Consider the following 26,289-nt stretch of genomic DNA (forward strand, 5'->3'; position numbering starts at 1 on the left):
ACCAAACACGTGGCAGATTTTGTCCGCTTAAGGATTCAACTTGTTCGAAATACTTTTTCTTGGCACATCTGCTTCTGCCCCCTCTGCAAAACGCGGACTCTCCGCACAGATCGTCAAACACGATGAATATCGTTTCCTTGTGGATTGCGGTGAAGGCACACAACGACAGATCCTGCAATCTGGCACGGGGTTCAAGAATCTCACAAAGATATTGCTCACTCACGGGCATCTCGATCACATCCTTGGGCTGGGTGGTTTGCTCAGCACCTTTCTCAGATGGGAAGCCATCGAAGAACTCGATATTTACGCCGGGCGTTCCACGCTTGAACGCGTGAAGGCCTTGGTCTACGATGTGGTCTTGCGCGGCAATCAACCTCCCATGCCTTTGCGCCTCAACGATATCAAACCCGGTACTTTCTTCGAAGCAGACGATTTCACCATTTCTGCATTCCCCGTCACGCATCGCGGACCGGATTGCCTAGGCTACATTTTTGAGGGCAAAGCACGCCGTCCGTTCCTTAATGATAAAGCGACTGAACTCGGCGTCCCGTTTGGACCGGAGCGAAGAAGCCTTGTCAATGGCGAAAGCATTATCCTGCCCGATGGCAAACGCATCGAACCGGACGATGTGCTGGGTCCGCTTACGAAAGGCACTAAACTCGTCGTTGTAGGGGACACTGGAAGAACGGACAACCTGCTCGAAGCCGCACAAGATGCGGATGCATTGGTGATCGAATCCACGTATATCGAAGAAGAAGCCGAAATGGCACGTCAGTTCTCGCACATGACCGCACGCGGAGCGGCGGAGTTGGCCGTCAAAGCGAGAGTTAAACAACTCATCCTGACGCACATCTCACGCAGATACCGCGAAAAGGACGTACTGAAGGAAGCCCAGTCCATTTTCCCTAATTCGGTTGTGGCGAGGGACTTCGATATGTTTCAAGTAAAGAGAGAAGGATAATCATCACATCATGGCGACGGCAATTCAATAAACCAAAAGAAAATTTCGCCTTCTCCACTGCCTATATATAATTGATGGAATATCCCAGCATCTATACATTGGGGTCTTTCGCATCAATAGAATAACAGAATGAACAACATCCTTACCATTCTTATACTAAGCATATGTTTTTTGGCCCCTTTCATTATATTAATGGGAACCATTATTATTGTTTCTTATAAACCAAAACTAACTTGGGCTACAAAACAGCTTGAACAGTATCAAGCAAATCTATCGAAAAACAAGGGCGAAGCAAAACGCTTTACACATCAAAATATTTTTATAATTATTTCCTTAGCAGCAATGTGTTTGTTAGGTTGTTTGATAATTGCAATAGCCTTAAGTTACTTACCAATAACTGCTTGGCCAAATATGTTTTTATATTGACGCACATCTCACGCCGCTACCGCGAAAAGGACGTACTGAAAGAAGCCCAGTCCATTTTCCCCAATTCGGTTGTGGCGAGGGATTTCGATACGTTTCAGGTCAAGCGGGAGTAGGTTTCACTTTTCATCTTAAGGTAGCAACTTCGGTTAATTAAAATCATTGGAGAAATGATGATGAATAATTTGTTTTCTTGCGCCTTTCCCTTGTTGCTACTCACTGTTGGAGTGAGTGTGGGCTTTGGAGTAAATTTAAAAAAATGGTATGGATGGATCCAAGTATTAGCAGGTTTCCTACTTGGATGGTTAATGGGATGGCCAATGCAAAATATGGCTGGAAGCATAATTTTGGGGATTTTCTTTGCTGTAATAACAATCGTGCTTGGGCCAATAGCCTTGAAGCAACGGCAATTGTAACGAGGGATTTTGACACATTTCAGATCAAGCGCGGACAAGGAAACGGATTCGCCGTTCTCATACAAGAAGGGTAAACAATCCAAAGAGCGTTAAAAATGGAAAAAACTAACGATGTCGAATATGTATTTTGGTTAAGGAATTGGAGAGATAAGTCAATTTCGTTTTGGTCAAGAGTCGGTCGATTTAAATGCATCATTACTAAAAAAGAAATAAGTATCACATCTATTGAAAACAGCCCAGAAAAGAATTTGAATGTGGATTTTTCCATAATTTACAAGTGCAAAGTATCTCCTGAGGGGGATTATTCAAGTCAAAACGTGGAGATATTTTCAGGTGACAGAAAAATAACTTTGTATCCGGTCGCTCCGTTTGATCCAAATCAAGCTTTAATTGGGAACCATGCTGAAGCACAGGCATTAGCAAATACAATTAATGCTATTAAATCAAACATAGACCCTCAGACCGTATCTAATCCTTATGTGCGTCAACTGGAAGCGATTGATGATATCAAAAAGTCTAATACATTTGCCCAATTTATAAAGGCTGAATTCGTAAAATTTGAAACAATTACCCAAAATTGGAGTGCTCACACATCGCCATGGGACTATAGCGACCTTTATGGGGACAAATTCATCTACTTGAAAGCCCTCGGGGGAATTTTCGTCTACAACATATTGCTGGCTATTGTGGTAACAGCAGTACTACTCCTAATTGTGTATTTACTTGCCTTATTACATGTTATTTGACGGAGCACATTAATATACACATCTTCCTCGACTCAACTTTCACGTCAATCTTTGACACATCAGATTAAACGCGAATCTTAAACTATCCCAACCGAACGAGTTGGCAACAGACAACAAAGCCACCTGCACCTTACTTATCTCGTTTTGAAAGGCACACCACATGGACAAAAAATTTACAAGCAACTTGAGAATATATGCAATGCTGGCTATAGTTGTTGCTCTTGGCTTTGGTACTGCATACTTTATTTCAAAAACAAACACTTACATAACCAGAGGTGTCTTAGGATGTGCGGTTCTTTATTTGATTTCTCGAGAAATCAAATTCTCATTCGGAAAAGATGAGCCAATAGAAACTCTTTATAGCCTTTTTCGAAACATCAAATTTCTACTATGGTTTTTTACCTTGTCATTAATTCTATTCTGGAGCATAAGTGATATCTTTAATTTATTCTTATATGTGATAGTAAACTTGTTTGTGCCTGGCAAATGATCGTCATCTAACATAAGAAGCCGAAATGGCTCGTCAGTTCTCGCATATGACCGCACGCGGAGCCGCGGAGTTGGCCGTCAAAGCGGGAGTCAAACAACTGATCCTGACCCACGTCTCACGCCGCTACCGCGAGAAGGATGTGTTGAAGGAAGCCCAGTCCATTTTCCCCAATACAGTTGTAGCGAGGGATTTTGATACATTTCAGGTGAAAAGGGAATCTTAACGGTTAGTTGCCTATGACGGAAGCACGTTAACAAGATAAAGAAAACTCGCCTTATCTTAATTTTCCGTGAGGTAATAAGGTGTAAACGTGAAACATGTTACGCTATTAACAATTTTGTTCTTCACTGTAAGTTGTAGTGTAGCCCCCTCAGCTACAGTCCAGTCGGCGACGACTCGATCATCGCCCCTCCCGCATCCAGCAACAGCGATGACCCAGTCGTCATTGACGCCGCCTCCGCTGACAATAGCGATACCTACATTACATACGGAAGATGCAGAAGATGCTTTATTAGGACTGCTTCAAAGGAATGCTGATTGTTTATTTCCTTGTTGGTTCGGTATTACGCCTGGTGAAACTAATGCGCAATTAGCAAAACCCTTATTGGAAAAGTTGTCAGCAATTTCTTTGAGAACCGCCTTCCATGAAAATCTGGGCAGTGCACATTGGCGTATATACGAAGATGAATTACTGATTGATACTATTGTGAGTTTTACATACAATAAATTACCTTCAGGTAATGTGGAGTACATTCGAGCAACAATTGATGTGAAGAAACAATTGGAAGAGGGCGGTTTTGAAACAGTATGGGAAAATCCCCTCAACGAACGCTACCTGCAATCTTATAGCCTATCGCAAGTTCTGTTGACTTATGGTCAACCCAAAAATATTCTTGTTTTTGCAAACAAAGGCTGGATGTACTTCAATTTGATATTGGATTATTCCGATCGAGGTTTTGTCATATGGTATTCAGCCCCACTAGAATCCTCAGGCGATAAATATCTTGGATGTATGTCAAAAGCATTTACGCAGTTGTACCTTTGGGCGCCCAAATTCTCATACACTTGGGCAGAAGGCGTGACGGGGACAGGAGACGAATCAGAAATAGATGGATTGAATAGAGATTTTCGGTTGCTGGAAGAAGTGACATCTATAACATCTAAAGAATTTTATAGCACCTTCGCAAATACAGATCATGTGGGATGTGTTGAAACATCAAAAGAACTTTGGCCAGAACCTTGATATTTTTTCAGTGAATATGTATACAAAACAGGCTGACCCATTTCAAGGCCAGCCCGTTGACTTCCACTTCTCTGTTCGTACAATCATCCCACAGATTTATTTCTACGGGATGATTTGTTTTTAGATCGCATCACTCGTCATGATGAACAACGGGGTCATCTCAAAGCTTTCGAATTTCGGGCGCAGGCGTTCGGTATTATAGAAGCGGTCCACGTTGACCGTCTTCTTCGTGCTGGTCACAATATCCACAGGGATGTTGTCGTAGCGTCCATTTTTGAGGACCACCAAACGTCCATGCACATTCTTGAGAATAAGATCAAGCGCGAGGTTGCCATACGCCATCGGCACAATGGAGTCGATCGCATCCGGGTCACCGCAACGGACGAGATATCCAAGCTTCTGGTTGACGATATCCACCGAACGACCATTGTTGTATTTGGCTGTATAGTCCTTTAAATTGGCCGAGACAAGATCGCCGATACCACCTAGTTTGGCATGACCGAAGGCATCGGTCGTTTGATCCTGGAACACCATCTCACCTCCCTCGAACATGGCTCCCTCCGAAACCAGCACGACCGAATAATGGCTCGGGTTATATTGCCTGTCCATCATCAATAACTCGGCAAGCCTTTCGATGCTGAACTTGAACTCAGGGATCACACAACGATGTGAAGCGCCAGCCATAGTCGGAAGCATGGCCGTGAACCCGGCATACCGGCCAAAGACTTCGAGAACCATCAAGCGTTCATGTGAACCTGCCACAGTGCGCAGGCTGTTCGCCATTTCAATGGTACGCGTAACACAGGTGCTGAACCCGATGCAGTAATCTGTACCCGGCACATCGTTGTCCATTGTCTTGGGAATGGCAACAACCTTTACCCCTTCCTTATACATGCGGACACCATAACTAAGCGTATCATCACCACCGATGGGAATGAGATAGTCTATGCCCATGAAGTCAATATTCTTGAGGATATCATCGGTCACATCGTTGACCTTGTCCTTATATTTATCCTTCAAATGCGCTGGAATACGATCCAACTTGACCTTGCTTGGATTGGTACGCGAAGTATGCAGGAATGTCCCACCCGTTCGGCCCGCTTTATTCACGATCTCCTCTGTCAAAATCTGGAAGTTGTTGCTGTTATCCGCATCCTTCTCGCGGACGATATCCACCAACCCTGCCCACCCTCTACGGATACCGATCACCTTATATCCTTCACGGAGCGCGCGGATGGTCACCGCGCGGATGGCGGGATTAAGTCCCGGCACATCACCGCCCCCCGTCAAAATTCCAATCACGCCCGTTTTCTTTGAATTCATATGACCTCCAATGAAGTTCAGATATATGGCCTGACAAATCTATTGTACAACCATCCATATATTTATGGGACGCCACTTCAGTATATAAAACGTATACTTGATGAGTTGAGCGGGCTAAGATCAAAAGGGGCAAAGGTGTAACCTAAGTTAATATTTCTCGTCAGTGTAATCAGAGTTATAAGCAAATACCCTTGTGCTACAATAAAATTAGTGTTTACAAATATCCACAGATTGGGAGTTCGTGGTAATGAAAAAAATATTCTCCATTCTTCTTTTATTATCTTTGATCGTTATACCGTTCACAGAAGTCCACGCTACTCCAACCGGCATTGGAGTTATTGGCGATAGTGCCACTCAGCCATACCGGTGTATTGGACGCGGGAGCTCTACGTCATTTACATGGACAGAAGTTCTTGCGCTGGTTCGCGGAATTAATTTTGGCGGCGAACCATGTGAACCATACAATCAGGCATGGAGCGGGGAAACGATTGCGCTCAATATGACGTCACAAACCGAGGACGTTGTAACCGATTTCCAAAATGGCAATATTGGAAGAGTCATCATCATGTTGGGGCACAACGACCTATATGCCAACACCGGTACGCCAAACGTCAACAACTTGCTTTCCATTTATAGAACAAACCTAAATACTCTCATCAATGCAGGAATCGCGCCCAGCAATATCCTAGTCATCGATGTTTCACAGGAAAACTGGGATGGTCCCATAAAACCTCTTGTCGACTCATTCAACGCCGGGCTCAGAAACTTATCTACTGAAAAAGGTACAGCATTTGCATCCTGGGCAGCCTTCCACATTGAGGCGGCCTGTCGCTCTACCAACGACGGTATGTCCTATAACATCGGCGGACAGATCATCAACAATGCATTCGGCGACGAGTATCACAATTGGCGTGTCACTGATGGGCACTTGGGAACGCTTGCTAATGGTGTATTCGCTAACGCTTTGATGTCCGATTTCCTAGGTATTCCTCGAATGACTGACGCAGAAATGTTGTCCATCGTCGGCGGCTCGGTTGTGCCATCGAATCCCCCACCAAGCTGTTCTCCTGCTCCCACGCTTACGCCACTGAAAACTCCTACTCCCACAGCGACATTCTCTGGCACATTGATGCCAACATCCACATTTACATCAACTGTTGTCCCTTCCGCTACATCAACCTTCACGCCAGTATTGACTGCAACACCATCCAACACACCCATTCCGGGCAGTTCACCAACACGAACAGCAACCGCATCAGGTAACATCATAACCCTTGGCGAAACAAATATCTTGAGCATGAGCTATTCCGGGGTGGGGAACCGACTGATCGCACAACAAGTCACTCTTTCTCAAAGCGCAACCATCCAAAGCTTGAGCTACTATGTATCCACAGCAAGCGGACAACTTCGACTTGGCATCTACAATAATTCAGGAAGCAATCCCGGAACCCTTGTTGCCGAAACAGCCGCATTCACGCCGGTCACAGGTTGGAACACTCAACCGGTTCTCACACAGACCGCACTAGCTCCCGGCACCTATTGGCTGGCATTTCTTCCACAAAACGACAGCTTCGCCGGCCGGATTACCCTTTCCGGTACAGGGCGACATTACAGTTACACCTTTGGAGCATTGCCATCGGCATTCGCAAGCTCAGTAGCAAGTGACTCATTCCATTTTTCGCTGTACGCCACCCTATCAACAGGTGCAGTACCCAGCAACACTGCAACATTTACACAATTACCGAACAATACCCCAACTCGAACTAACACACCTCTGTCGACCAACACCGCAACAGTTACGCCGCCCCCAAGCAGTACTCCAACTCAAACTAGAACACCAGTGTTGACTCTCACGCCAACCAACACATCGTTACCCAGCAGTACGCCAACAAATACTACGGCACCCAGTATCACACCGAGCAAAACACCGACCAATACACTGGTGAGTTCCACGTCAACATCCACAATAACTCGGACTCCAACTAGAACAAGAACGCCAACCAGAACTCCAACTTCCAGTAGAACACCCACCAGTGTTCCGGCTTCAGTCACACCAAGTAGGACAGCAACGAACGCCCCTATACCGAGCGCCACAACAAGTAGTGTCGTGACGCAAACAGCAACGGCACCGAACAGCCTCATAACCCTTGGTGAAACAAATATCTTGAGCATGAGCTATTCCGGGGTTGGGAACCGACTGATCGCACAACAAGTCACTCTTTCTCAAAGCGCAACCATCCAAAGCTTGAGCTACTATGTATCCACAGCAAGCGGACAACTGCGGCTTGGCATCTACAACAATTCAGGAAGCAATCCCGGAACCCTTGTTGCTGAAACCGCCGCATTCACACCGGTCACTGGTTGGAACACCCAGCCGGTTCTCACGCAAACTGTGCTAGCTCCCGGCACCTATTGGCTGGCATTTCTTCCACAAAATGACAGTCTGGCCGGTCGAATCACCCTTGCCGGTACCGGACAACATTATAGTTACACCTTTGGAGCATTGCCATCGGCATTTTCAAGTTCAGTAGCGAGTGACACATTCCACTTCTCGCTGTATGCCACCCTATCAACAGGCACTCCGTAGATAAAAAGACATCCGAGTCTAAACAAAGCTCGGATGTCTTTTTTTATATCATCGTCGGCTCTTCGTACACACCGAACACTTCCTTCATCACCTGAATGATCTCTCCCAATGTCGCATACGCATGGACAGCTTCCATGATATGCGGCATTGTGTTCTGCGTCCCATGCAATGCGATTCGTAGACGATCCAAAGCCTGACCGACTCGTCCACTATCGCGCGTCTTGCGGACTTCTTCCAGTCGCCTCACTTGCCTTTCATAACCAGCTGGATCCATTTCAAGGAGCGGGATACTCAGCGGTTTCTTTTCTGCGTAAGCGTTCACCCCGACGATTTTCCGCACACCCGTATCGATCTCACGCTGATAACGATACGCCGCATCGGAGATCTCACTCTGGAAGAATCCCTTTTCAATAGCAGGGATGACTCCTCCCAACTCTTCAACTCGACGGAAATATTCATATACCTGCGCTTCAATGCGGTCGGTCATCGCTTCGACGAAGAAACTGCCACCCAGCGGATCAACTGTATTCGTCACACCCGATTCTTCCGCGATGATCTGTTGTGTACGGAGAGCAATGGTCACCGCATGTTCAGAGGGAAGAGCGAGCGCTTCATCGAGCGAATTGGTGTGTAACGATTGTGTGCCGCCGAGGACGGCGGCAAGAGCCTGCAGTGCAACACGCACGACATTGTTCTCTGGCTGTTGTGCAGTGAGTGAAACTCCAGCCGTCTGCGTGTGGAAACGACACAACCACGAACGCGGATTCTTCGCCCCGAACGTTTCCTTCATCTCCCTCGCCCAAATGCGACGTGCCGCACGATACTTGGCGATCTCTTCAAAGAAATCGTTATGTGCGTTGAAGAAGAACGAAAGACGCGGCGCGAACTCGTCCACGTCCATGCCACGGGCGATGCCCCAGCGCACATATTCAAGGCCATCGCCGAGAGTGAATGCAAGTTCCTGTGCCGCAGTCGAGCCCGCCTCACGGATGTGGTATCCGCTGATCGAAATGGTATTCCATTGCGGCACTTTCTGCGAACCGAACTCCATCGTATCCACAACCAGTCGCATGGACGGTTCAGGCGGGAAGATATATTCCTTTTGCGCGATAAATTCTTTGAGAATATCGTTCTGTATCGTGCCGCGCAGTTGATCGAGGCGTATTCCGCGATTCTCTGCCGCCGCAAGATACATGGCCCAAGTGATCGCGGCCGGCGAGTTGATCGTCATACTCGTGGACACTTGATCGAGCGGAATGCCATCGAGCAGAATTTCCATATCTTTCAATGAAGAGACTGCCACACCACACTTGCCGAACTCTCCCAACGCTTCCGGTTGATCAGTGTCATAACCCATCAATGTTGCGAGATCGAACGCGATGGATAGACCTGTTTGTCCCTGTTCCAGTAAATATTTGAAGCGTTGATTTGTCTCTTCGGCAGTGCCGAAACCTGCGAACATCCTCATCGTCCAGAGTTTGGACCGGTAAAGCGTCGGGTGGACTCCTCTTGTGAAGGGGTATCCGCCCGGAAGTCCAAGAGAAGAGGCGTGATCGTCATCCGCAACATCGAGCGGAGTATAGAGTCGGTTGATCGGTTCGGAGGAGGTCGTGATGAATTCTTCAGATCGTTCAGGTAATGATTTGAGTGCTTTATTCAGGCTGGTTTCTTCCCACTTGTTCAGCGCGTCTTGCAATTCGTCGAGTTTCTTTTTATCGTACATGAGAACTCCTTTGGCTGTGACAAAATTATACTGTAGACCATGGACGATGTTCCTGCCTTTGTCCATCGTCCATGGTCAATTGTCTATTCTGGTATACTCGCCGCATGCCACGATTTGAAATTGACGTTGACCCTTGCGACCATCTGACCTCCGATGCCATTGGCAGGCCCGGTCAGCGGGTCTTTTATTTACAGGCCTATCAAGACCAGCGTACGATCACTGTGATCATCGAAAAGGCGCAGTTGCAATCGCTCGCCATCGGCATCGAACAATTCCTTTCGCAACTTGATGAGCAAAACCCAGACCTCACCGAGGCATCTGGCGATTATGTCGAAGACATCATGCGCATCAACCCACCCGTAGACCCGCTTTTCCGCGTCGGCGAGATCGGCCTTGGCTACGATAAAGACCGCGACATGGTCGTGTTGTTCGCCAAGGAATTATTGACCGAAGAGGAAGACCCCGAAAGTGCGGCGGTTGTCCGCTTTTGGGCAACACGCTCTCAAGTGCGGATGTTGGCACGCTGGGGCGTTGAAGTCGCTGCACGTGGACGTCCCGTCTGCCCACAATGTGGTCAACCCGAAGAACCCGAAGGTCATTTCTGTCCGAAGAAGAACGGGCACATGCACTAACGTTGAAATGTTCACACGTTTAAACGTGCAAACCTGCCAACTTGCAAACGATGGCAAATCCCCACCCTCTTCAAACAGTTTTTCAACACGGCAACCTTGAGATCAAAGGTCAATTTACGCTCGGGTCGAATTACACCTTCCTTGTAGAAGTCACTCACGAAGATCAGATCATTCCCGCTGTGTACAAACCCACCAAAGGCGAACAACCTCTATGGGATTTTGAAGAGAACACGCTGGCCCTGCGCGAAGTCGCCGCGTATATCGTCAGTGAGCGGCTTGGCTTTCACATCGTCCCATTTACGATCCTGCGTGAAGACGGTCCGTATGGCGCAGGCTCGCTCCAACAATTCATCGAGCACGATCCCAACTATCACTACTTCACCTTCTCGCCTGAAGATAAACTTCTCCTCAAACCCGTCACTCTCTTCGACCTGCTCATCAACAACGCAGACCGCAAAGGCGGTCACGTTTTCTTCGAGAACGACACGCACAATCTCTTCGCCATCGATCATGGCATCTGCTTCCACGAAGATGACAAGCTCCGCACCGTGCTTTGGGATTTCAGCGGGCAATCGATTCCAGACGACTTGCTCTCGCTTCTTTCTTTAAACTCAAGCCTGCTCGCTGACCTTGAGCCGTATCTCAGCCCAAACGAGATCACCGCACTCCAATCCCGCGCGGACTCGATCCTCGCCAAGAAAATTTTCCCCCGCCAGCCGCGTGACCGTCGCGCCATGCCCTGGCCGCCGTTATAAATCCTATCGTAGTGAAGGGCAGCTGCCCTTCACTACGATGATAATTTTAGGAGAAATAATATGCCTCATTACAACCTCGCCTTCATCGGATTCGGAAACGTCGCACGTTCATTAGCCCGCCTGCTTGAACGCAAAAGCGACTTGATGAAATCCAAGTACAACATCACGTATTCTGTCACCGGCATCGCAACGGGAAGCCGTGGTTTTGCCGTGAACCCCAACGGGCTTGATGTGAACAAAGCCATCGAACTTGTGGAGAGTAAACAGTCCATTTCATCGCTTTCCACGATCAAGGCCGAGAGCTCACTGGATGTAATAAAGAACTCGAAAGCTGATGTCATGTTCGAGAACTCACCCGTCAACACCCAAACAGGACAACCCGCCCTCGACCACATCCGCACCGCGCTGAATTTAGGAATGCATGTCAGCACCGCCAACAAGGGACCGGTTGTCCACGGTTATCGGGAATTAACCGCGTTGGCAGAATCGAAGGGGAAAAAGTTCAGGTTTGAATCCGCAGTGATGGGAGGCGCACCAGTTTTCTCGGTCATGCGAGAGGCGTTTCCTCTGGCAGAGTTGGTGTCGCTTAAGGGAATCTTCAACGCTACGACCAATGTCATCCTATCCAGAATGGAAAGCGGAGAGTCTTACGAACAGGCTCTACAGTTTGCCCAATCCATCGGCCTGGCAGAGACTGACCCCACCAACGACGTGGATGGTTGGGATGCAGCGATCAAGGTCGCGGCGCTGGTCACCGTGTTGATGGATACGCCAATGACGCCACAAGATGTCAACCCGACCGGCATCCGCGGCATCACAAGCGAAATGATCGCCAAGGCAAAAGCCGATGGCAAACGTTATAAGTTGGTGTGTTCGGCTGAAAAAGTTGGAGATACTGTGAAAGCCAGCGTTGCCCCCGAATTGGTGGATGCCACATCGCCGTTATACGGCATGATGAACTCCAGCACCGGCGTCACCTTCCGCACCGATGTGATCCTCGATTACTCGATCACTCTCTCCGAGAAACCCGGTATGCAAGGCGGCCCCGTCGAAACGGCCTATGGTCTGTTCGCAGACTTTGTGAACATCGCGAGGTAATGTGTAAGTGCTATCAAGGTGACAGTCACTTTTGACGTGACTGTCACCTTTTTGTTTAACTTGGCGTTGGCGGTTCGTATGTCCAACCGTTACTTCTTACCCACCGTAATACATCGTCACAGGTTTGCTCAGGGGTTTTATCGTTTGTGTACACAATATGCTTGGCTAGATCATAGTTTGAATGATTACGTACGAAGAGCTCATTGACCGCCCGTTGTTCTTCAGATGCATACTCGTTACGTGCATGCAAGGTTTGGATCGATTCGTCCTGATCGGGTGAAGGCAGAAGCAATATCACATGCGGATACGGCTCGAAAAGTGCACGGACTCGTTCGAAGAGGTCATCCTCTTCATATACAGTCTGGCTTCCGCCGAAATCGTAGATGCATTCTCGGAACTCTTCCAGCATCCTTTTGACGGCGTAGGCTTCGAAGGGCTTCCAGTAATGGTAAAGTCCCCAAAACCCGCCTTCTGTATATTTTTCGCGAGCGTTTTCTCTCTCATAACCAAGTTCGTCAAAATATTTCCAACGCAACAAGTCCATGGAACGGTGCGGCAACATGGTACGTTCGTAGAGCAATTCAGCGATGGTGGTCTTGCCCGAGCCAATGGGACCTATAAGGAATATCTCTGATTTCATACCGACAATTCTTTCGCAAATAAAAGGGTGTGATGATGAGCATACTAATCATACTTGATAAACTCTGCGACAGGTCGGTTGTCGCGCAATTGCAATCCGGTCTTTGCAGAAATTCATTGGGGTACAATAAGGCCATCATCACAGTCTATTTCACGGTAGTACCGCGTAGAGCCCATTCGGGAGGTTTTTGATGTCCATCACAAAAGAGCGCACACTTTCCTATGTTGAACAGGAATGGGGAACCTATATTGAACGTTTCCGTCATCTGCCCCAAGACGAGCAGAAAAAACGCGTCAACGCTCAAGGCTATGAACAATTCCGCGATATGCTGGCACACATCCTTGCCTGGTGGGAGGAAGGAATGGGCATCATCCTTGCCATCGCCGAAGAACGCGAATACGAACGCAAAAAGTATGATTTCGATGTTTTCAATGCAGAGGCGATTGCCCGCCACAAACCATGGAACGAAACCGAGTTCTTGACTCACTTTGAGAAAACGCGTCAGAAAATGGGAGCAGACCTAAAGTCGATGAATGAGGCGGTTTTCGAGAATCGACGGGTCAAAGGCTGGTTGAACGGAATCATCTTCGGTCATGCGCGCGAACATCTCGTCGCGCTGAGTCGCTTTCTCGTTGTCGATATGCTGGAGAACGAATGGGCCACCTATATCGCCGATTTCAAAGCGCTTGATGATGAAAAGAAAAAAGAATTTCTTGAGAAGCAAGGCTTTGAAAAATTTCATGACCTGCTTGCCCATATCGTCGGCTGGTGGGAGGAAGGTGCACGCATCATTACCGGCATTATGGACAGTCCGTCCTTCACATGGGAAGCGCACGACACCGATGCGTTTAATAAGGAACTGACCGAAAAATTTTCAACATGGACAGACGCAGACCTGTTCGCACATTATGAATCTGTGCGGCTTGCCCTGATAGACCTCGTGGCCGAATTGCCCGAAGATGCCTTGTTGAATAAGGACATCGAAGGCTGGCTCAAGGATGATGTGGTGGATCATTACGAAGAACACCCCATCCCCGCCTGACATTTCGCTTTGTTTCGACTAAGCTCAACACAAGCTTTCTTAACTGATACCTGACCCAACACCCCAAACATGAATCACACCGTTTACCTTTCTCTTGGCTCCAACCTTGGCAATCGTTCTGCAAATTTAAAAGAGGCCATCTCTTCCCTCTCACCTCAAATGGAAGTGAAGAAAAAATCAAGCGTTTACGAAACGCCGCCCTGGGGATACACTGAGCAGGAAAAATTTCTCAATCAAGTGTTGATGGCAAAGACATATCTTGATCCTGAACCTTTGCTCAAGCACCTCAAGCGATTGGAAGTGGCACTGGGACGCAAAGCCACGTTTCGGTACGGTCCACGCTTGATCGACATTGATATTATCTTCTACGATGAACTCGTCATCGAAACACCTTCGTTGACCATTCCACATCCGCAACTGCCCGAGCGCGGATTCGTATTACTGCCTATGATGGATATCGCACCAGACCTGATACACCCCGTGAACAAGAAAAGCATCCGTGAAATGATGGCGGCATGCAACGCAGGTGAGATCAAGAAGTTTGCATAAAGGAGCAAGCATGGAAGTTCAAACATTACCGTCCCTTCGCCCACTGCGGCTTGGTGAACTGCTCGATCAAGCCATTCGTTTATATCGCCGCAACTTTCTAACCTTCATCGGCATCATCGCAGTGGTGTACGTACCCGTCACAATCTTGCAAACCGCTGCAGCAGCGCTATTATCCAATTCTATGCTTGACAGGTCTTCACTTACATCACAGAATATTTTTCAAAACTCCGGCTACTGGATTGGGCTACTTTCGATCTTCATTCTTGCGTTTGTGCAGGTCTTCCTCGTACAGGGGGTTGCCACAAGTGCACTGGCACGCGCAATGGGAAATAACTATCTCGGTCGAAAAGTCGGTATTGTGGACGCCTACGTAGGTATTGGTAGATCCTGGCTGTCTTTGTTTGGCGCACTATTATTTCTTGGTATCATCTTCTTTATCATCGTATTGTGGTGGGTTATCGTTCCCTGTGTTGGATGGTTCACCGGGTTCGGTATGATTGTTTTTCTCACAGGAGCGATTGCGCCTCTCGTAGCACCTGCTGTGATATTAGAGGGACAAGGAGCAATCGAAGGAGTCCGCCGCGCATGGAGTTTGGCACGCCGCCGTTTCTGGCCATTGCTCGGTTATATCTTTGTGCTGTATTTGTTCAGTTTCATCATAGTCAGGGGACCGGCGGCAATCGTAAGTGCGGTGTTGTCAAGCACAATGCAATCATTCGACAACACGACCAATTATGTGTTGATCTCGACGATCGTTCAATCGTTTATTACGCTGATCACTACGTTACTCTATTACCCACTTCAAATGTCGGCCTTCACCTTGATCTATTTTGACTTACGCGTCCGCACAGAGGGATTTGACATTGCCCTTTCCACCATGCAACTGGACCCAGCAAACGACACGCAAACGTTGCCTGCCCCTCCGCCAGCGACAGAAGAACGCTTCATGACGGGAACCGACCTCGGCAACTTCGCCATCTTAACGCTTGGTGCGGCGGGCGTTTACATTCTCTTTGTTTCGCTCATTATGGGTAGCGTATTCTTCATCTCCTCCTTGTTTGGGAGATAACGTTTTACAGGAATCAATCTTCAACTGACCATGCGTTCCTTTTTGGCAATTTGGCTGATCGCGATCCTGTCACTGACGAGTATTTCGGCAGTACGGCAGGATGAAACGCCCATGCCGCTATCAGAGTATTGGGAAACCATCCGAAGCACGAGGCAGGCCCTCGCGCAGATGGAGTCGTCCCCTGAGGGGCAGGTCAAGCAACAGTTGAGTGATCTGGCCGCAAAGTGGGAACGAGTCACAGCGGTAGAAATATCCAAAGATAATGTAGTTGCGATTGATCCGTCTTTTTTGGTGGCGGAGTTAAAAACTAATCCACCCAACATTGCGCGGCTCAAATCACTGTTGGATGCATTGCTCGCGGCACATCAACAATACCCACAGGAAGTTTTCACTGTTCAAGATATCGAACCGTTGCGAGGGATTCTTGCACGGCCGGAGTTTCAATGGGAAAAGCAGGCGCAAGCAAGTGAAAGCCCAGCTTGGTTGCAAAAGATATTCGACTTCTTCGATAAGTTGATGGAACGACTTTCATACGGAGTGCAGAATACGATCTATTATGGGCGCGTACCATTGATCGTGGCGGCGGTGATCATCTTCTTGATTAGTTTGTATTTCCTCTCTCTAAACCTTTCTCGCAACCTTGTGCGTGAGGCGCAACTCGCCATCGAGAGCGAAGATGCCGATGCACTACTCACATCAAGTGGAGCGATGCAACGCGCACAGTCGCTTTCGAGTCAGGGTGATTATCGTAACGCCGTGCGCTACTTGTATCTTTCCTCGTTACTCGTTCTCGATGAACGCGGATTGTTACGGTATGACCGTTCACGCACCAACCGTGAATATTTGCGAAGCATCTCATCCAAGCCTGAACTCTCGAAGCCTTTAAGTGATGTGATCGACGTGTTCGACCGCGTCTGGTATGGATTCGAGTCTGTGGACGAGAACACATTCCAATCCTATGTGAAGCATGTAGATGAACTACGGGAGAAGAAGGAATGAAGCGCCTCTCTCGTGACACAAAGCTGGGTATCGGAATCCTGATCCTTCTCATCGCTGTGACCGTTTTCGCAGCGACTCAAAAGAAGACGGCGCAGGTATATCCGCGCTTATCGAGCATTTCATCAGCGCCCAATGGCGCACTGGCTTTGAAGTTGTGGGTGGAGAAGTTAGGGTACGAGGTCAGCGACAACGTGTTGACCAAGTTTGCCCCTCCTGCAAACGCATCCATTGTCTTTATGTTGGAACCATCTTTCCCCACTGAGGATGATATGAAGGCCATCGATAAGTGGGTGGAGGCTGGCAACACGTTGATCTTGATCGGCGAGCAATATGGTATGTTTTCCGCCGCAGACCATTACGACTTTACATTGAATTACCGTCCCAATGCCGGTATTGCTTTAAAGCTAGAGGCGCCAATCCTGCTTTCACCCTCGGCGTTCACCCCGAACAATGTCAATACAAACTTCACACTCGATTCAAAGCGTGATGACTACGTAGTTGAAATGACATCTCAAGGATTGCCTGTGCTGGTGTCCTTTGAACAAGGGCGTGGTCGTATCATTCTCGGAACGATTTCTGATGCTTTTACCAATGTCGGTTTAAAGCAAGAGGGCAACCCCGAACTGGTTTTGAACATCCTGGCGCTTGCAAAGGATAAAGGAACTGTCTGGTTCGATGAATGGCATCACGGTGTGCAAAGCGGCGAGGAGATCCTTGGCCCGACTGAATTTTTGCGACGCACTCCAATCGGACGAGCGTTGGTATTCATTGTCATCGCTATTGCCATTGTCTTCTTCATGCAAGGGCGCGGCTTCGGCAGGCCAGTGCCCCTCCCACAAGAGATCAGACGCCGTGGCGCCATTGAGCATGTGACTGGTATCGCCAACCTCAGCCGTCGCGCCGCGCATCGCTCAGTGGTAATGATGAATTATCATCAGCAGATCAAACGCAAATTGGGCCAACGTTATCGTCTCGACCCCGGCATGGATGATGCAGAATACGTGAACAAGTTATTTGAATACAATCCTGCGATTGATAAGAACGAACTATTGAACCTGCTAAAACGTTTGCGACGCAAGGATTTGAATGAAACCGAAATGGTGCATCTCGCTGGCGAGGCATCGAAATGGATTGATGGTTAATTGGGACACGGATTTCACGGAGAAAACGGAAACTTTGTGAAAAGAACGGAATAAAAATCCGCTCGTTCCGTGTGTTCCGTGTCCAAACAAAAGGAGCTTTTATGAACCCAACCGAACTCAAGAATATCTTTGAAGGATTACGCACCGAGGCGAACAAAGTCCTAGTGGGATTGCAGGAGCCGTTCGAACTGCTCGCGGTTGCGCTCTTTACCGGCGGACACGTTCTCTTGGAAGGTGTACCGGGCACAGCGAAGACGTTGATGGCGAAGACTCTCGCGCACATGGTGCAGGCGACGTTCACCCGCGTCCAATTTACGCCGGACCTGATGCCGTCCGATATTCTTGGTACAAGCATCTTCGATGTGCGAACTACCCAGTTCCACCTCAAAAAGGGACCGGTCTTCACGCAGTTGCTCCTCGCAGACGAGATCAACCGCGCTCCCGCCAAGACGCAATCTGCTTTGCTCGAAGCGATGGAAGAGAAACAGGTCAACCTCGAAGGCGAGCGCCATCAACTGGATGCGCCGTTCATGGTGGTAGCCACACAGAACCCCATTGAATACGAAGGGACTTATCCGCTTCCCGAAGCGCAATTGGACCGCTTCATGTTCAAGGTGCTGGTTCCGTACTCGCCGCTCGAAGATGAAGTGGAAGTGTTGCGTCGCTATCATCAGGGATTCAATGCACATGACCTCGATGCCGCTGGCTTGAAGCCGGTCTTGACCGCGAAACAAGTGGTCGAAACCCGCGAAGCCATTAAACAGATCGTTGTGGAAGAAGGCATCTTGAACTACGTTGCGAAGATCGGCGTGGCAAGCCGTCAGTCACCAGACATTGTGCTCGGTGCCAGCACACGCGCCACAACACATGTTCTTCTCGCCGCGAAAACCTTCGCTGCCTTACAAGGACGAAGCTTCGTCATCCCGGATGATGTCAAATTCGTGGTGCCGCCGGTGTACAGACATCGTATCTTGTTGAAACCCGAAGCCGAGATTGAAGGCTTGGATGCAGACTCTGTAATTCAGAGAGTTTTGGGTTCTGTCGAGGTACCGAGATAACAAATGCAGAATAGTGAATGGTGAATGATGAATGCAGAATAAAATTCATCACTCATCATTCTGTACTCATCATTTTCATTATGTTTCCTACCACTCGCTCTCTTCTCTTGATTCTCATTACCGCTCCTCTCATGGCAGTGGGTGCTTGGATTCCATTCATGGAGTGGATCGCTTGGGGATATTTCATCATCGTTCTTTCGGCCATGTTCATCGATTGGCGCATGGCGGGAAAGATCGATCAATTCGAGTTGAGACGTGAACACGATAATAAGTTATCGCTTGGCGCGGAGAACCCGATACGCGTCAGCTTGAGAAACCGCTCGTGGCGCGGAGTCAGCTTCACGGTCCGTGATGAGGCGCCTGAGAAGTTCAAGATCGAAACGCGGACAATGGAAGGTCGGGTGAGTCCGCGCGGCGAATGGGAACATATCTATCACGTGCATCCGTTACGGCGTGGCGATTATCAATTTGGCGATCTGACGTTGCGTTGGGTGGGTCCACTGGGATTGATCGTGCGGCAGGCAAAGGTGGAGGCGAAAGAGCCGGTCAAGGTGTATCCGAATCTGTTGGATGTGCGGCGCTATGACTTGTTGTTGAAGCGCAATCGCTTGCATGAGATGGGCTTGCGGACAACGCGTCAGTTCGGCGAAGGGACGGAGTTTGAGCGTTTGCGTGAGTATCTGCCCGATGACGAATATCGGCGCATCAATTGGAAGGCGACTGCGCGACGCAACTTCCCGGTGACGGTGGAGTATCAAACCGAACGAAGCCAGCAGGTGATCGCAGTGCTGGATGTGGGACGCATGATGCAAAGCCCGGTGGCTGACATTGCAAAGTTAGATTATGTGGTGAATGCGGTGCTGTTGTTGACGTATGTGGCAACGGGCAAAGGTGACCGCGTGGGCATGATGAGTTTCGCGGACGATGTGCAACATTATCTCAGCCCACGGCAGGGACGTGGTCAGTTCTATCGCATGTTGGAGTTATTGTATGCGGTGGAGCCGCAACCCGTGGAACCGAATTATCGCAAGGCGTTGGCGTATCTGGCCGTGAAGCAGAGACGGCGTGCATTGGTGGTCGTGTTCACGGATCTGACCGGCGGCGCGAGTTTGAATTCTTTGGTCGCACAGATGGCGCTGTTGGCGAAAAGCAGTCTGCCGTTGGTGGTGACGATCAGCGATCCAGACGTGGTGGATGCTTCGCAGATGAAGCCAAATGATTCATTGGGCGTGTATCAACGCGCGGTGGCAAATCAAATATTGGACGAACGCAAGGTGATCCTTGATTCGCTCCGTCAACGCGGGGTGTTGACGTTGGATGTGCCTGCGAACCAATTGTCAATGTCGGTAATCAATCGTTATCTGGAGTTGAAAGGGAGAATGCAGTTGTAGGGCTGAGAACCTTGTTCAACCTTCTTTATGAGTCTGAATATATTCACGTATATGAGAACGAGCATGTGAAACCATAGTTTGAGTGTAAATTAGACCGCCAATAAGTGCACCGACACCTGTGCTAATAGCTACACTAAAATGTTTCAATCCAATCATAGAATCGAAATCAAATTTGTCTTGGAGTGTGACTCCAATCACTCCAAACAATCCTGCAATTACCGCACCTAACAAGAGGCTTCCTCTAACTTGCCAATGAAGCGATGCTTGATAACATCCATTGTTCCAAAATTGTCGGGCCACTTCGGGTTTCAGGTTAGTTAATTCAGGAATTGACTTATATGACTTATATGACCAATATATTTTCATAAATTCCTACTTTCGTCTCTTCCACTCTCTTCCCCCCAGCAACAAATACCCATACAAAAATATCCCGCTGACGATACCCACACCCCACTTGACGGGGATGGCGATGGTTTCGGATGGAGAGATGAATCCTTCAATTGTCCCTGCAATAACCAACCACGGAACCGCGCCTAATAACAAATACACCGCTTTGCGTGCAGCGATGGCGAGAGAGTCTCGGCGGCGGAGAAGGCCGGGGCGAAGAATGGACCAGCCCAACATGAGTCCTGAACCGCCAGAGATGAAGATGATGGTCAACTCGATGACGCCGTGCCCGATGACGAAGGTCCACAATTCGAAACCGATGCCGTGAAAGGCTGTAAGCCCCGTCAATGTGCCGATCATCAAACCGTTGAAGAACAGCACCCAGAGAGTCATGAGTCCCACCGTCACACCGCTGGCAAATGCCATGAACGAAACCCTGATGTTATTCGTCATAATGAACGAAGAAGTGTAAGGGCGTTCCTCTACAGGGATGTCGATCCACAATTTTTTATCTTCCACAATGCCGATCATGGGATGCGCTTCAGGCGGAAGCAACAATTTGGCATCCTGCGGGCGGAGGTATGTGTCAACACCCGATGCGATGGCGGGCACTACAAAGAACAACGTCGCGATGAAGGTGAAGATCCATGTTTCGCGGAAGAGACGCGGGAAACCCGTTGTGGCAAATCGCCACAGACGTTTCAATGCCAATGGCTCGCTGTGATACACCACCGCATGCGCGCGCGCCACGAGTTGATTCAAATACGCCGTGACCTCGTTACGCGGAAAATCGCGCTTGGCCAACGCAAGGTCTGAGGTGGCGGCGCGATACAGGCGCGAAATATCACGCACCTGCGACTCGCTGAGTCCGCGCATGTTTTTATGGCTCAACTCAAGGAGGTGACTTAAAGCCTCCCAATCAGCTTTACGGGACTGGTAAAATTCATCAACTCGCATACGGATATTATACACATGAGCATCCCAGAAGAAACCCTCAACATTCACACCCCCGAGAACGTAGCCTTCGATTATCAGGTGGCGGGCATTGGCTCACGCTTCCTCGCCGCATTGATAGACACATTGCTTGTGGCGGTCTTACAAGTGGTGGTCATCGTCACATATCTTGTCATCCTCAGTGTATTTAGCATTGATTCCTCCGGCAGTGCAGAATCCTGGGTGACGGCCATCTTTATCTTGATCATCTTCGTTTTCTATTGGGGATATTACATTCTCTTTGAAATTTTCTGGAACGGGCAAACGCCTGGTAAACGCTGGACCAGTTTACGCGTTATTCGTAACGACGGTACGCCCATCACCATCTCCGAAGCGCTCATCCGCAACCTGATCCGCATCGTTGACTTTCTGCCCGCCATGTACGGCGCCGGTATCGTCACCATGTTCGTGGACCCACGTTCACGCCGTCTCGGTGACATCGCCGCGAGCACGCTCGTCGTCCATGATCGCGCGCCGATCTCCATCCAGTCCCTTTCGCTGAAACGTGCCGTCAACTTCAAGCCACAAGGACTCACCAAGGTCTCGCTGGAGGGCTTCCCCATTGAACGGCTGACCAATGACGATCTGAACCTGATCGAGGACTTCCTCACCCGTCGCGATCAATTGACTCACCGTTCCCAACTCGCCATTCAAATTCTCAACACGCTTCATACGCGCCTCGGCCTGCCTCTGCCTTCGATCAACCGCATCGAAGCGGAAGATACTCTCGTGGCGATCATACAAGAAATTCAAAACCGAGATAACGAAGGCAATGGTACATAACATGTTGAGCCACAATGGGCTCCGCATTCTCGGTGATTAAGAAGTGCTTTTCACTGTTCCTATACAAATCACAAGAGGTCATAATGAATACAAACGAACAAGGCAGTAACAAGAACAATAAATGGATGTGGATCGGTTTGGGGGCGGCGGCATTGTTATGCTGTTGCGCCGTGATCGTTGCCGTACTAGTCTTCAGGCAAATGGGCAAGACCATACAAGAGGGCGTCAAGACCGACCCTGCCAGCGCCTCTAAAGCTGCGCACGAGATCGTGGACTATACCCTCCCTGAGGGGTATCAAGAACAGATGACGATGAACTTCATGATCTACACATTCGTGATGATCACTCCCACATCCAACGCCACCAACGAACCCATCATCATGCTGGCTCAATTCCAGGCGGGGGTGGATGAAAAACAAATGGAGCAACAGATCCGCCAGTCTTTCGAACAACAATCTGGCAGACGCGGCATGACGCTGGAATTGAAAGAGGTCAAGCAGATGACGATCCGTGGCGAGGAAAGACAAGTTGCCATCTATGAAGGCACCGATAGCAACGGCACGTCCATGCGGCAACTGGTCACTTCTTTCCCGGGCAAGAACGGCACCGCCATGCTCATTGTCATGGGTTCGCCCAGCAATTGGGATGATGACAAGATCGACAAGTTTATCGAATCCATTCAATAACATGAATGCACTATAATCAAAGCGGAGGAACTGACATGACCGAAATTAAACCCTTGAACTGGACCCCCAAACCCGGCGTCGGCCTGACCGTTGTGCGCCGTGGCGATGGTGGCATGACATTGACCTTCACCGACCTCTCTGATGCCACGCTCAGCGATTGGCGCGAATTTGCCCTCGATCATCTACTCGGTGCCGCAGGCCGCACACGCAACCTGTATGACCTGCGTGCAGTCAAAGATATCTCCGAGAAAGCCATTCGCATGGCTGTCGAAGCGAACAGCGATCCATCCGCACGCAACATCCGTGTGGCGGTGGTGGTAGCAACGGAAACTGCGGCAAATGCCATCCGTGATGTTGCCTCACTCGCAATCGCTGGCGCCGCTTCAGCCATGAAGATCTTCACCGATATCAACGAAGCCGAAGCCTGGCTCGCCCGCCCGCTCGATCAAATACCGTAGTACCTTGAGTCACAGAGACACGGAGTCACATTCTCCGTGTCTCTGTGGCAAATTCTCCTCGTGAAATCTTCCTCCCTCCAAGTCGCAAATACAATCTTTCATTGGGGTTCCCGCACCTACGTGATGGGGATTCTCAACGTAACCCCTGATTCATTTTCAGGGGATGGATTGATGTCACATGGGAAGAGGGTCGAACAATCATTGCAACAGGCGGAACACTTCCTCAAACATGGTGCGGATATTCTCGATATTGGTGGTGAGTCCACGAGGCCTGGCTCGCAACCTGTCAGCGCAGAGGAAGAGATCGAACGAGTCATCCCGGTGATTCAGGCCATCGCAAAACAATTCCCCGAAGCTATCATTTCCATAGACACGTACAAGGCGCGCGTTGCGGAAGAAGCATTCCAAGCGGGCGCTCATATTCTTAATGACGTGTGGGCGCTTCGTGCGGACCCTAAGCTTGCTTCTGTTGCGAAGACGTTTAACGTCCCTGTGATCTTGATGCATAACCGCAGTAACCCCGCCAGCGTGGAAGTGCGCGAACAACTGGGCAATGCCTATATAGGCTCTGAATACGTGGACCTGATCGAGGATGTGAAACGCGAGTTACTCGTCAGCGTGGAGTTGGCGAAACAGGCTGGGATCGAGGAAAGCCATATTATTCTGGATCCAGGCGTCGGCTTTGGAAAGAAGCGTGAGCATAATCTCAAACTCATCAACAGACTCGGTGAAATCCGTGCATTGGGATACCCGGTACTGTTGGGGCCATCCAGAAAATCATTCATTGGCTTTACACTTGACCTGCCCGCGGACGAACGGATCGAAGGCACAGCCGCGACAGTGGCCGTGGGCATCACGCGCGGCGCAGACATCATCCGCGTGCACGATGTGAAAGAGATGGCACGTGTGGCAAAGATGACGGATGCGATCGTGAGAAAATAAATGTTGTAGCGGACGGCAGCTGCCGTCCGCCACAGATGAGGGATCATGTTCGATACTTACGGCAAAGACTTATTACGCACGGGCATCATCGAAGCAAAGGCAAAACATAACGATAGCGCGCGCCGCTACCTGGACCGCGCCATTTATTCATTGAGCGATCACGATGAGCTTGCCGAAGCCTGGTATTGGATGAGCCAGGTTGTGGATGATGTAAAAGAAAAACGCAACGCTGTTGAGAATTGTCTCGCGCATGATCTACAACACGCGCGCGCACGCAAGATGCTGGCGATCCTCGATGGAAAGCTCAAGCCCGATGAGATCATTGACCCCGATCATTTGCCACTTGCCCCAGAGGGACTCCGCGCCGCAGATGCGGACCGCTTCATGTGTCCCAAGTGTGGCGGGCGCATGGCATTTTCGCCAGATGGCAGTTCACTGGTATGCGATTACTGCACACGCGGACAGGCCGTCGGCTTTACGGCACAACCTGCCGACGAAAAAGACTTTTTCACGGCCATGGCCACCGCACGCGGACATGGCAAGCCGCTCAACCAACAAGTCTTTCATTGTGAAGGATGCGGTTCCGAGTTCATTCTTCCGCCCGATCAAATTTCAGCCAACTGCATCTATTGTGACTCGCCGCATGTCGTCAATTGGGAACACACCAAAGACCTGCTCGCTCCCGATGGCATTCTGCCGCATAAGTTCAATCAAGAGCAGGCGATCCGCTTGCTGGTCAACTGGGTGGAGGGGAATAAGATCCGCCCCGAGAAAAAAGTAGACCTGCCGCGCGGACTGTACCTGCCCTTGTGGACGTTCGACATCGGCGGCGAGATCGATTACACCGGCGAAGTGTATGAGAATAACAATGAAGAGATTGGGCTCGACCTCATCATAGGGAAACAGGGACGAGGTCAACGTCAGGTACGACGCGTTTCCGATTCCTATCCCGTGCTCGTGGATGATCTACCGGTTCCTGCTTCCCGCAAACTGTCTGCTGTTTTTCTGAGGCTCATCCCCACCTTTGAGTTGAAATCCACCAAGCCTTATGATCCGCGTTACCTAGCGGATTGGCCTGCGGAAGTGTACGACATCCCCATGGCTGAAGCATCGCTCGATGCTCGCGGACGAGCCTACGCAAAGTACAAAGAGGAACTTCCCTACAAACTCTCACCGATGCGTATCGTACATTCCTCCTCTGCGAAGATGGCGATTGAGTCGTTCAAGCTTGTGCTACTTCCCGTGTGGATGACCGAACTGCCCTTCGATGGCCGCGAGCATCTCATCCTCATCAACGGGCAGAACGGAGTCGTCGCCAGTGACCTGCCCACCAAGAGCGATAAGAAGGCTGGCGGGTTGATGGAATGGCTGGGCGATCTGTTGGATGAGTAGGTAGACCTGCGAGGTCTTGTATCTCAAACCTTACCTAAAAATGGACAAGCCACATATGAGGGCGGTTCGGATAGTAAAAATATACCTTCCACAGGGGGAGTGCCTATATAGCTCCTATATGGAAACTGTATGGTTCCAAGCTGGTGCGTATACATCGCTCAGGGCTGAAAATACCCCCATATATGGATTCCTTTTCCCAGCCTAAGGGACGTGTTTTTTTAGTTTGATCGCCACTTTTGACGGCTCTCTCAACTCACATTCCCACACGCGGACCACGCTCCACCCCAGCTTCTGCAATTCCCTGTTCACGAATTTATCCCACCACCATCACCCGCCCCGACGTAAACGTCTGGGCTACTCC

At 49.4% G+C, this 26,289-nt stretch carries 28 protein-coding genes; 23 read left to right on the forward strand and 5 right to left on the reverse strand.

Features of this window, described 5'->3' with window-relative positions; genetic code table 11:
- Positions 1-40: 40 nt before the first annotated feature.
- The 7 genes from IPP66_03320 to IPP66_03350 all read left to right on the forward strand — a co-directional run bounded on the left by IPP66_03320 (position 41) and on the right by IPP66_03350 (position 4,279).
- On the forward strand, positions 41-961 hold the full coding sequence (locus tag IPP66_03320; protein MBK9924298.1) for a ribonuclease Z: 921 nt from the start codon (positions 41-43) through the stop codon (positions 959-961).
- Between the two features lie 129 nt (positions 962-1,090).
- Entirely contained in the window at positions 1,091-1,387 is a 297-nt protein-coding gene (locus IPP66_03325; GenBank protein ID MBK9924299.1) for a hypothetical protein, read from the forward strand.
- A 167-nt stretch (positions 1,388-1,554) separates the two neighbouring features.
- A complete protein-coding gene (locus IPP66_03330) occupies positions 1,555-1,800 on the forward strand; it encodes a hypothetical protein (protein MBK9924300.1) in 246 nt (81 codons plus the stop codon).
- Positions 1,801-1,895: 95 nt separating this feature from the next.
- Positions 1,896-2,546 carry a hypothetical protein gene (locus tag IPP66_03335; protein MBK9924301.1) on the forward strand — a complete coding sequence of 217 codons (651 nt, stop codon included), beginning with the start codon at positions 1,896-1,898 and terminating at the stop codon, positions 2,544-2,546.
- A 160-nt stretch (positions 2,547-2,706) separates the two neighbouring features.
- Positions 2,707-3,036, forward strand: coding sequence for a hypothetical protein (locus IPP66_03340; protein ID MBK9924302.1), 330 nt, complete (start codon positions 2,707-2,709; stop codon positions 3,034-3,036).
- A gap of 25 nt (positions 3,037-3,061) precedes the next feature.
- On the forward strand, positions 3,062-3,259 hold the full coding sequence (locus tag IPP66_03345) for a hypothetical protein (protein ID MBK9924303.1): 198 nt from the start codon (positions 3,062-3,064) through the stop codon (positions 3,257-3,259).
- A 207-nt stretch (positions 3,260-3,466) separates the two neighbouring features.
- Entirely contained in the window at positions 3,467-4,279 is an 813-nt protein-coding gene (locus IPP66_03350; GenBank protein MBK9924304.1) for a hypothetical protein, read from the forward strand.
- A 120-nt stretch (positions 4,280-4,399) separates the two neighbouring features.
- On the opposite strand, the gene IPP66_03355 is transcribed toward IPP66_03350, so the two are convergent.
- Positions 4,400-5,602: a 6-phosphofructokinase gene (locus tag IPP66_03355; protein ID MBK9924305.1), complete on the reverse strand. Its 1,203-nt coding sequence runs from the start codon at positions 5,600-5,602 to the stop codon at positions 4,400-4,402.
- A 247-nt stretch (positions 5,603-5,849) separates the two neighbouring features.
- Between IPP66_03355 and IPP66_03360 the strand changes: the two genes are divergently transcribed.
- A complete protein-coding gene (locus IPP66_03360; protein ID MBK9924306.1) occupies positions 5,850-8,189 on the forward strand; it encodes a hypothetical protein in 2,340 nt (779 codons plus the stop codon).
- 43 nt (positions 8,190-8,232) lie between these two features.
- Here the strand turns inward: IPP66_03360 and IPP66_03365 are convergent, their stop codons facing one another.
- Positions 8,233-9,912, reverse strand: a complete 1,680-nt coding sequence (locus IPP66_03365; protein MBK9924307.1) for a methylmalonyl-CoA mutase family protein — start codon at positions 9,910-9,912, stop codon at positions 8,233-8,235.
- A gap of 104 nt (positions 9,913-10,016) precedes the next feature.
- Here IPP66_03365 and IPP66_03370 point away from each other — a divergent pair, with 104 nt between their 5' ends.
- The 3 genes from IPP66_03370 to IPP66_03380 are packed head-to-tail and all read left to right on the forward strand — an operon-like array spanning position 10,017 to position 12,397.
- Positions 10,017-10,544 carry a DUF3090 domain-containing protein gene (locus IPP66_03370; GenBank protein MBK9924308.1) on the forward strand — a complete coding sequence of 176 codons (528 nt, stop codon included), beginning with the start codon at positions 10,017-10,019 and terminating at the stop codon, positions 10,542-10,544.
- Positions 10,545-10,594: 50 nt separating this feature from the next.
- Positions 10,595-11,299, forward strand: a complete 705-nt coding sequence (locus IPP66_03375; GenBank protein ID MBK9924309.1) for an SCO1664 family protein — start codon at positions 10,595-10,597, stop codon at positions 11,297-11,299.
- 60 nt (positions 11,300-11,359) lie between these two features.
- Positions 11,360-12,397, forward strand: coding sequence for a homoserine dehydrogenase (locus tag IPP66_03380; GenBank protein MBK9924310.1), 1,038 nt, complete (start codon positions 11,360-11,362; stop codon positions 12,395-12,397).
- A 55-nt stretch (positions 12,398-12,452) separates the two neighbouring features.
- Here IPP66_03380 and IPP66_03385 read toward each other — a convergent pair whose 3' ends face one another.
- Positions 12,453-13,037 carry a shikimate kinase gene (locus IPP66_03385; protein MBK9924311.1) on the reverse strand — a complete coding sequence of 195 codons (585 nt, stop codon included), beginning with the start codon at positions 13,035-13,037 and terminating at the stop codon, positions 12,453-12,455.
- Positions 13,038-13,227: 190 nt separating this feature from the next.
- Here IPP66_03385 and IPP66_03390 point away from each other — a divergent pair, with 190 nt between their 5' ends.
- The 7 genes from IPP66_03390 (at position 13,228) to IPP66_03420 (ending at position 20,287) form a co-directional block, all read left to right on the forward strand.
- Positions 13,228-14,079 (forward strand): ClbS/DfsB family four-helix bundle protein, encoded by an 852-nt coding sequence (locus tag IPP66_03390; protein ID MBK9924312.1) that lies wholly within the window; start codon positions 13,228-13,230, stop codon positions 14,077-14,079.
- 69 nt (positions 14,080-14,148) lie between these two features.
- Positions 14,149-14,628, forward strand: coding sequence for a 2-amino-4-hydroxy-6-hydroxymethyldihydropteridine diphosphokinase (gene folK, locus IPP66_03395; GenBank protein MBK9924313.1), 480 nt, complete (start codon positions 14,149-14,151; stop codon positions 14,626-14,628).
- 10 nt (positions 14,629-14,638) lie between these two features.
- Complete coding sequence (locus tag IPP66_03400; GenBank protein MBK9924314.1) at positions 14,639-15,697, forward strand: hypothetical protein; 1,059 nt, start codon at positions 14,639-14,641, stop codon at positions 15,695-15,697.
- 42 nt (positions 15,698-15,739) lie between these two features.
- The gene (locus tag IPP66_03405; GenBank protein ID MBK9924315.1) at positions 15,740-16,696 is read left to right on the forward strand and encodes a DUF4129 domain-containing protein; all 957 of its coding nucleotides are present in this window, start codon (positions 15,740-15,742) and stop codon (positions 16,694-16,696) included.
- A complete protein-coding gene (locus tag IPP66_03410; protein ID MBK9924316.1) occupies positions 16,693-17,838 on the forward strand; it encodes a DUF4350 domain-containing protein in 1,146 nt (381 codons plus the stop codon). Before IPP66_03405 ends, IPP66_03410 begins: the two co-directional genes overlap by 4 nt.
- A 101-nt stretch (positions 17,839-17,939) precedes the next feature.
- Complete coding sequence (locus tag IPP66_03415; GenBank protein MBK9924317.1) at positions 17,940-18,896, forward strand: MoxR family ATPase; 957 nt, start codon at positions 17,940-17,942, stop codon at positions 18,894-18,896.
- A gap of 80 nt (positions 18,897-18,976) precedes the next feature.
- Positions 18,977-20,287: a DUF58 domain-containing protein gene (locus IPP66_03420; protein ID MBK9924318.1), complete on the forward strand. Its 1,311-nt coding sequence runs from the start codon at positions 18,977-18,979 to the stop codon at positions 20,285-20,287.
- A 15-nt stretch (positions 20,288-20,302) separates the two neighbouring features.
- Here IPP66_03420 and IPP66_03425 read toward each other — a convergent pair whose 3' ends face one another.
- Together IPP66_03425 and IPP66_03430 are read right to left on the reverse strand one after the other, a co-directional pair.
- The gene (locus IPP66_03425) at positions 20,303-20,653 is read right to left on the reverse strand and encodes a hypothetical protein (GenBank protein MBK9924319.1); all 351 of its coding nucleotides are present in this window, start codon (positions 20,651-20,653) and stop codon (positions 20,303-20,305) included.
- Positions 20,654-20,659: 6 nt separating this feature from the next.
- Positions 20,660-21,646 carry a stage II sporulation protein M gene (locus tag IPP66_03430; protein MBK9924320.1) on the reverse strand — a complete coding sequence of 329 codons (987 nt, stop codon included), beginning with the start codon at positions 21,644-21,646 and terminating at the stop codon, positions 20,660-20,662.
- On the opposite strand from IPP66_03430, the gene IPP66_03435 reads away from it, so the two are divergent.
- From IPP66_03435 to IPP66_03455, 5 genes are all read left to right on the forward strand, one after another.
- Positions 21,647-22,450: an RDD family protein gene (locus IPP66_03435; protein ID MBK9924321.1), complete on the forward strand. Its 804-nt coding sequence runs from the start codon at positions 21,647-21,649 to the stop codon at positions 22,448-22,450.
- 83 nt (positions 22,451-22,533) lie between these two features.
- On the forward strand, positions 22,534-23,136 hold the full coding sequence (locus IPP66_03440; protein ID MBK9924322.1) for a hypothetical protein: 603 nt from the start codon (positions 22,534-22,536) through the stop codon (positions 23,134-23,136).
- A gap of 35 nt (positions 23,137-23,171) precedes the next feature.
- Positions 23,172-23,594 carry an STAS/SEC14 domain-containing protein gene (locus IPP66_03445; GenBank protein MBK9924323.1) on the forward strand — a complete coding sequence of 141 codons (423 nt, stop codon included), beginning with the start codon at positions 23,172-23,174 and terminating at the stop codon, positions 23,592-23,594.
- A 123-nt stretch (positions 23,595-23,717) separates the two neighbouring features.
- Complete coding sequence (gene folP / locus IPP66_03450; GenBank protein MBK9924324.1) at positions 23,718-24,536, forward strand: dihydropteroate synthase; 819 nt, start codon at positions 23,718-23,720, stop codon at positions 24,534-24,536.
- Between the two features lie 45 nt (positions 24,537-24,581).
- Positions 24,582-25,928 (forward strand): hypothetical protein, encoded by a 1,347-nt coding sequence (locus IPP66_03455; protein MBK9924325.1) that lies wholly within the window; start codon positions 24,582-24,584, stop codon positions 25,926-25,928.
- The last annotated feature ends 361 nt before the right edge of the window (positions 25,929-26,289 follow it).

Origin of the sequence: Candidatus Defluviilinea proxima (assembly GCA_016721115.1) — a bacterium.
Classification (GTDB): Bacteria; Chloroflexota; Anaerolineae; order Anaerolineales; family Villigracilaceae; genus Defluviilinea; species Defluviilinea proxima.

What these genes read in the sequence shown, in the direction of transcription:
- IPP66_03345 (MBK9924303.1), top strand. Translation starts at nt 3,062, where the DNA reads ATGGCTCGTCAGTTCTCGCATATGACCGCACGCGGAGCCGCGGAGTTG.
- IPP66_03415 (MBK9924317.1), top strand. Translation starts at nt 17,940, where the DNA reads ATGAACCCAACCGAACTCAAGAATATCTTTGAAGGATTACGCACCGAG.
- IPP66_03455 (MBK9924325.1), top strand. Translation starts at nt 24,582, where the DNA reads ATGTTCGATACTTACGGCAAAGACTTATTACGCACGGGCATCATCGAA.
- IPP66_03445 (MBK9924323.1), top strand. Translation starts at nt 23,172, where the DNA reads ATGACCGAAATTAAACCCTTGAACTGGACCCCCAAACCCGGCGTCGGC.
- IPP66_03330 (MBK9924300.1), top strand. Translation starts at nt 1,555, where the DNA reads ATGATGATGAATAATTTGTTTTCTTGCGCCTTTCCCTTGTTGCTACTC.
- IPP66_03325 (MBK9924299.1), top strand. Translation starts at nt 1,091, where the DNA reads ATGAACAACATCCTTACCATTCTTATACTAAGCATATGTTTTTTGGCC.
- IPP66_03335 (MBK9924301.1), top strand. Translation starts at nt 1,896, where the DNA reads ATGGAAAAAACTAACGATGTCGAATATGTATTTTGGTTAAGGAATTGG.
- IPP66_03420 (MBK9924318.1), top strand. Translation starts at nt 18,977, where the DNA reads ATGTTTCCTACCACTCGCTCTCTTCTCTTGATTCTCATTACCGCTCCT.
- folP (MBK9924324.1), top strand. Translation starts at nt 23,718, where the DNA reads ATGGGGATTCTCAACGTAACCCCTGATTCATTTTCAGGGGATGGATTG.
- IPP66_03360 (MBK9924306.1), top strand. Translation starts at nt 5,850, where the DNA reads ATGAAAAAAATATTCTCCATTCTTCTTTTATTATCTTTGATCGTTATA.
- folK (MBK9924313.1), top strand. Translation starts at nt 14,149, where the DNA reads ATGAATCACACCGTTTACCTTTCTCTTGGCTCCAACCTTGGCAATCGT.
- IPP66_03365 (MBK9924307.1), bottom strand. Translation starts at nt 9,912, where the DNA reads ATGTACGATAAAAAGAAACTCGACGAATTGCAAGACGCGCTGAACAAG.
- IPP66_03400 (MBK9924314.1), top strand. Translation starts at nt 14,639, where the DNA reads ATGGAAGTTCAAACATTACCGTCCCTTCGCCCACTGCGGCTTGGTGAA.
- IPP66_03410 (MBK9924316.1), top strand. Translation starts at nt 16,693, where the DNA reads ATGAAGCGCCTCTCTCGTGACACAAAGCTGGGTATCGGAATCCTGATC.
- IPP66_03380 (MBK9924310.1), top strand. Translation starts at nt 11,360, where the DNA reads ATGCCTCATTACAACCTCGCCTTCATCGGATTCGGAAACGTCGCACGT.
- IPP66_03375 (MBK9924309.1), top strand. Translation starts at nt 10,595, where the DNA reads ATGGCAAATCCCCACCCTCTTCAAACAGTTTTTCAACACGGCAACCTT.
- IPP66_03355 (MBK9924305.1), bottom strand. Translation starts at nt 5,602, where the DNA reads ATGAATTCAAAGAAAACGGGCGTGATTGGAATTTTGACGGGGGGCGGT.
- IPP66_03390 (MBK9924312.1), top strand. Translation starts at nt 13,228, where the DNA reads ATGTCCATCACAAAAGAGCGCACACTTTCCTATGTTGAACAGGAATGG.
- IPP66_03350 (MBK9924304.1), top strand. Translation starts at nt 3,467, where the DNA reads ATGACCCAGTCGTCATTGACGCCGCCTCCGCTGACAATAGCGATACCT.
- IPP66_03425 (MBK9924319.1), bottom strand. Translation starts at nt 20,653, where the DNA reads ATGAAAATATATTGGTCATATAAGTCATATAAGTCAATTCCTGAATTA.
- IPP66_03435 (MBK9924321.1), top strand. Translation starts at nt 21,647, where the DNA reads ATGAGCATCCCAGAAGAAACCCTCAACATTCACACCCCCGAGAACGTA.
- IPP66_03340 (MBK9924302.1), top strand. Translation starts at nt 2,707, where the DNA reads ATGGACAAAAAATTTACAAGCAACTTGAGAATATATGCAATGCTGGCT.
- IPP66_03370 (MBK9924308.1), top strand. Translation starts at nt 10,017, where the DNA reads ATGCCACGATTTGAAATTGACGTTGACCCTTGCGACCATCTGACCTCC.
- IPP66_03385 (MBK9924311.1), bottom strand. Translation starts at nt 13,037, where the DNA reads ATGAAATCAGAGATATTCCTTATAGGTCCCATTGGCTCGGGCAAGACC.
- IPP66_03440 (MBK9924322.1), top strand. Translation starts at nt 22,534, where the DNA reads ATGAATACAAACGAACAAGGCAGTAACAAGAACAATAAATGGATGTGG.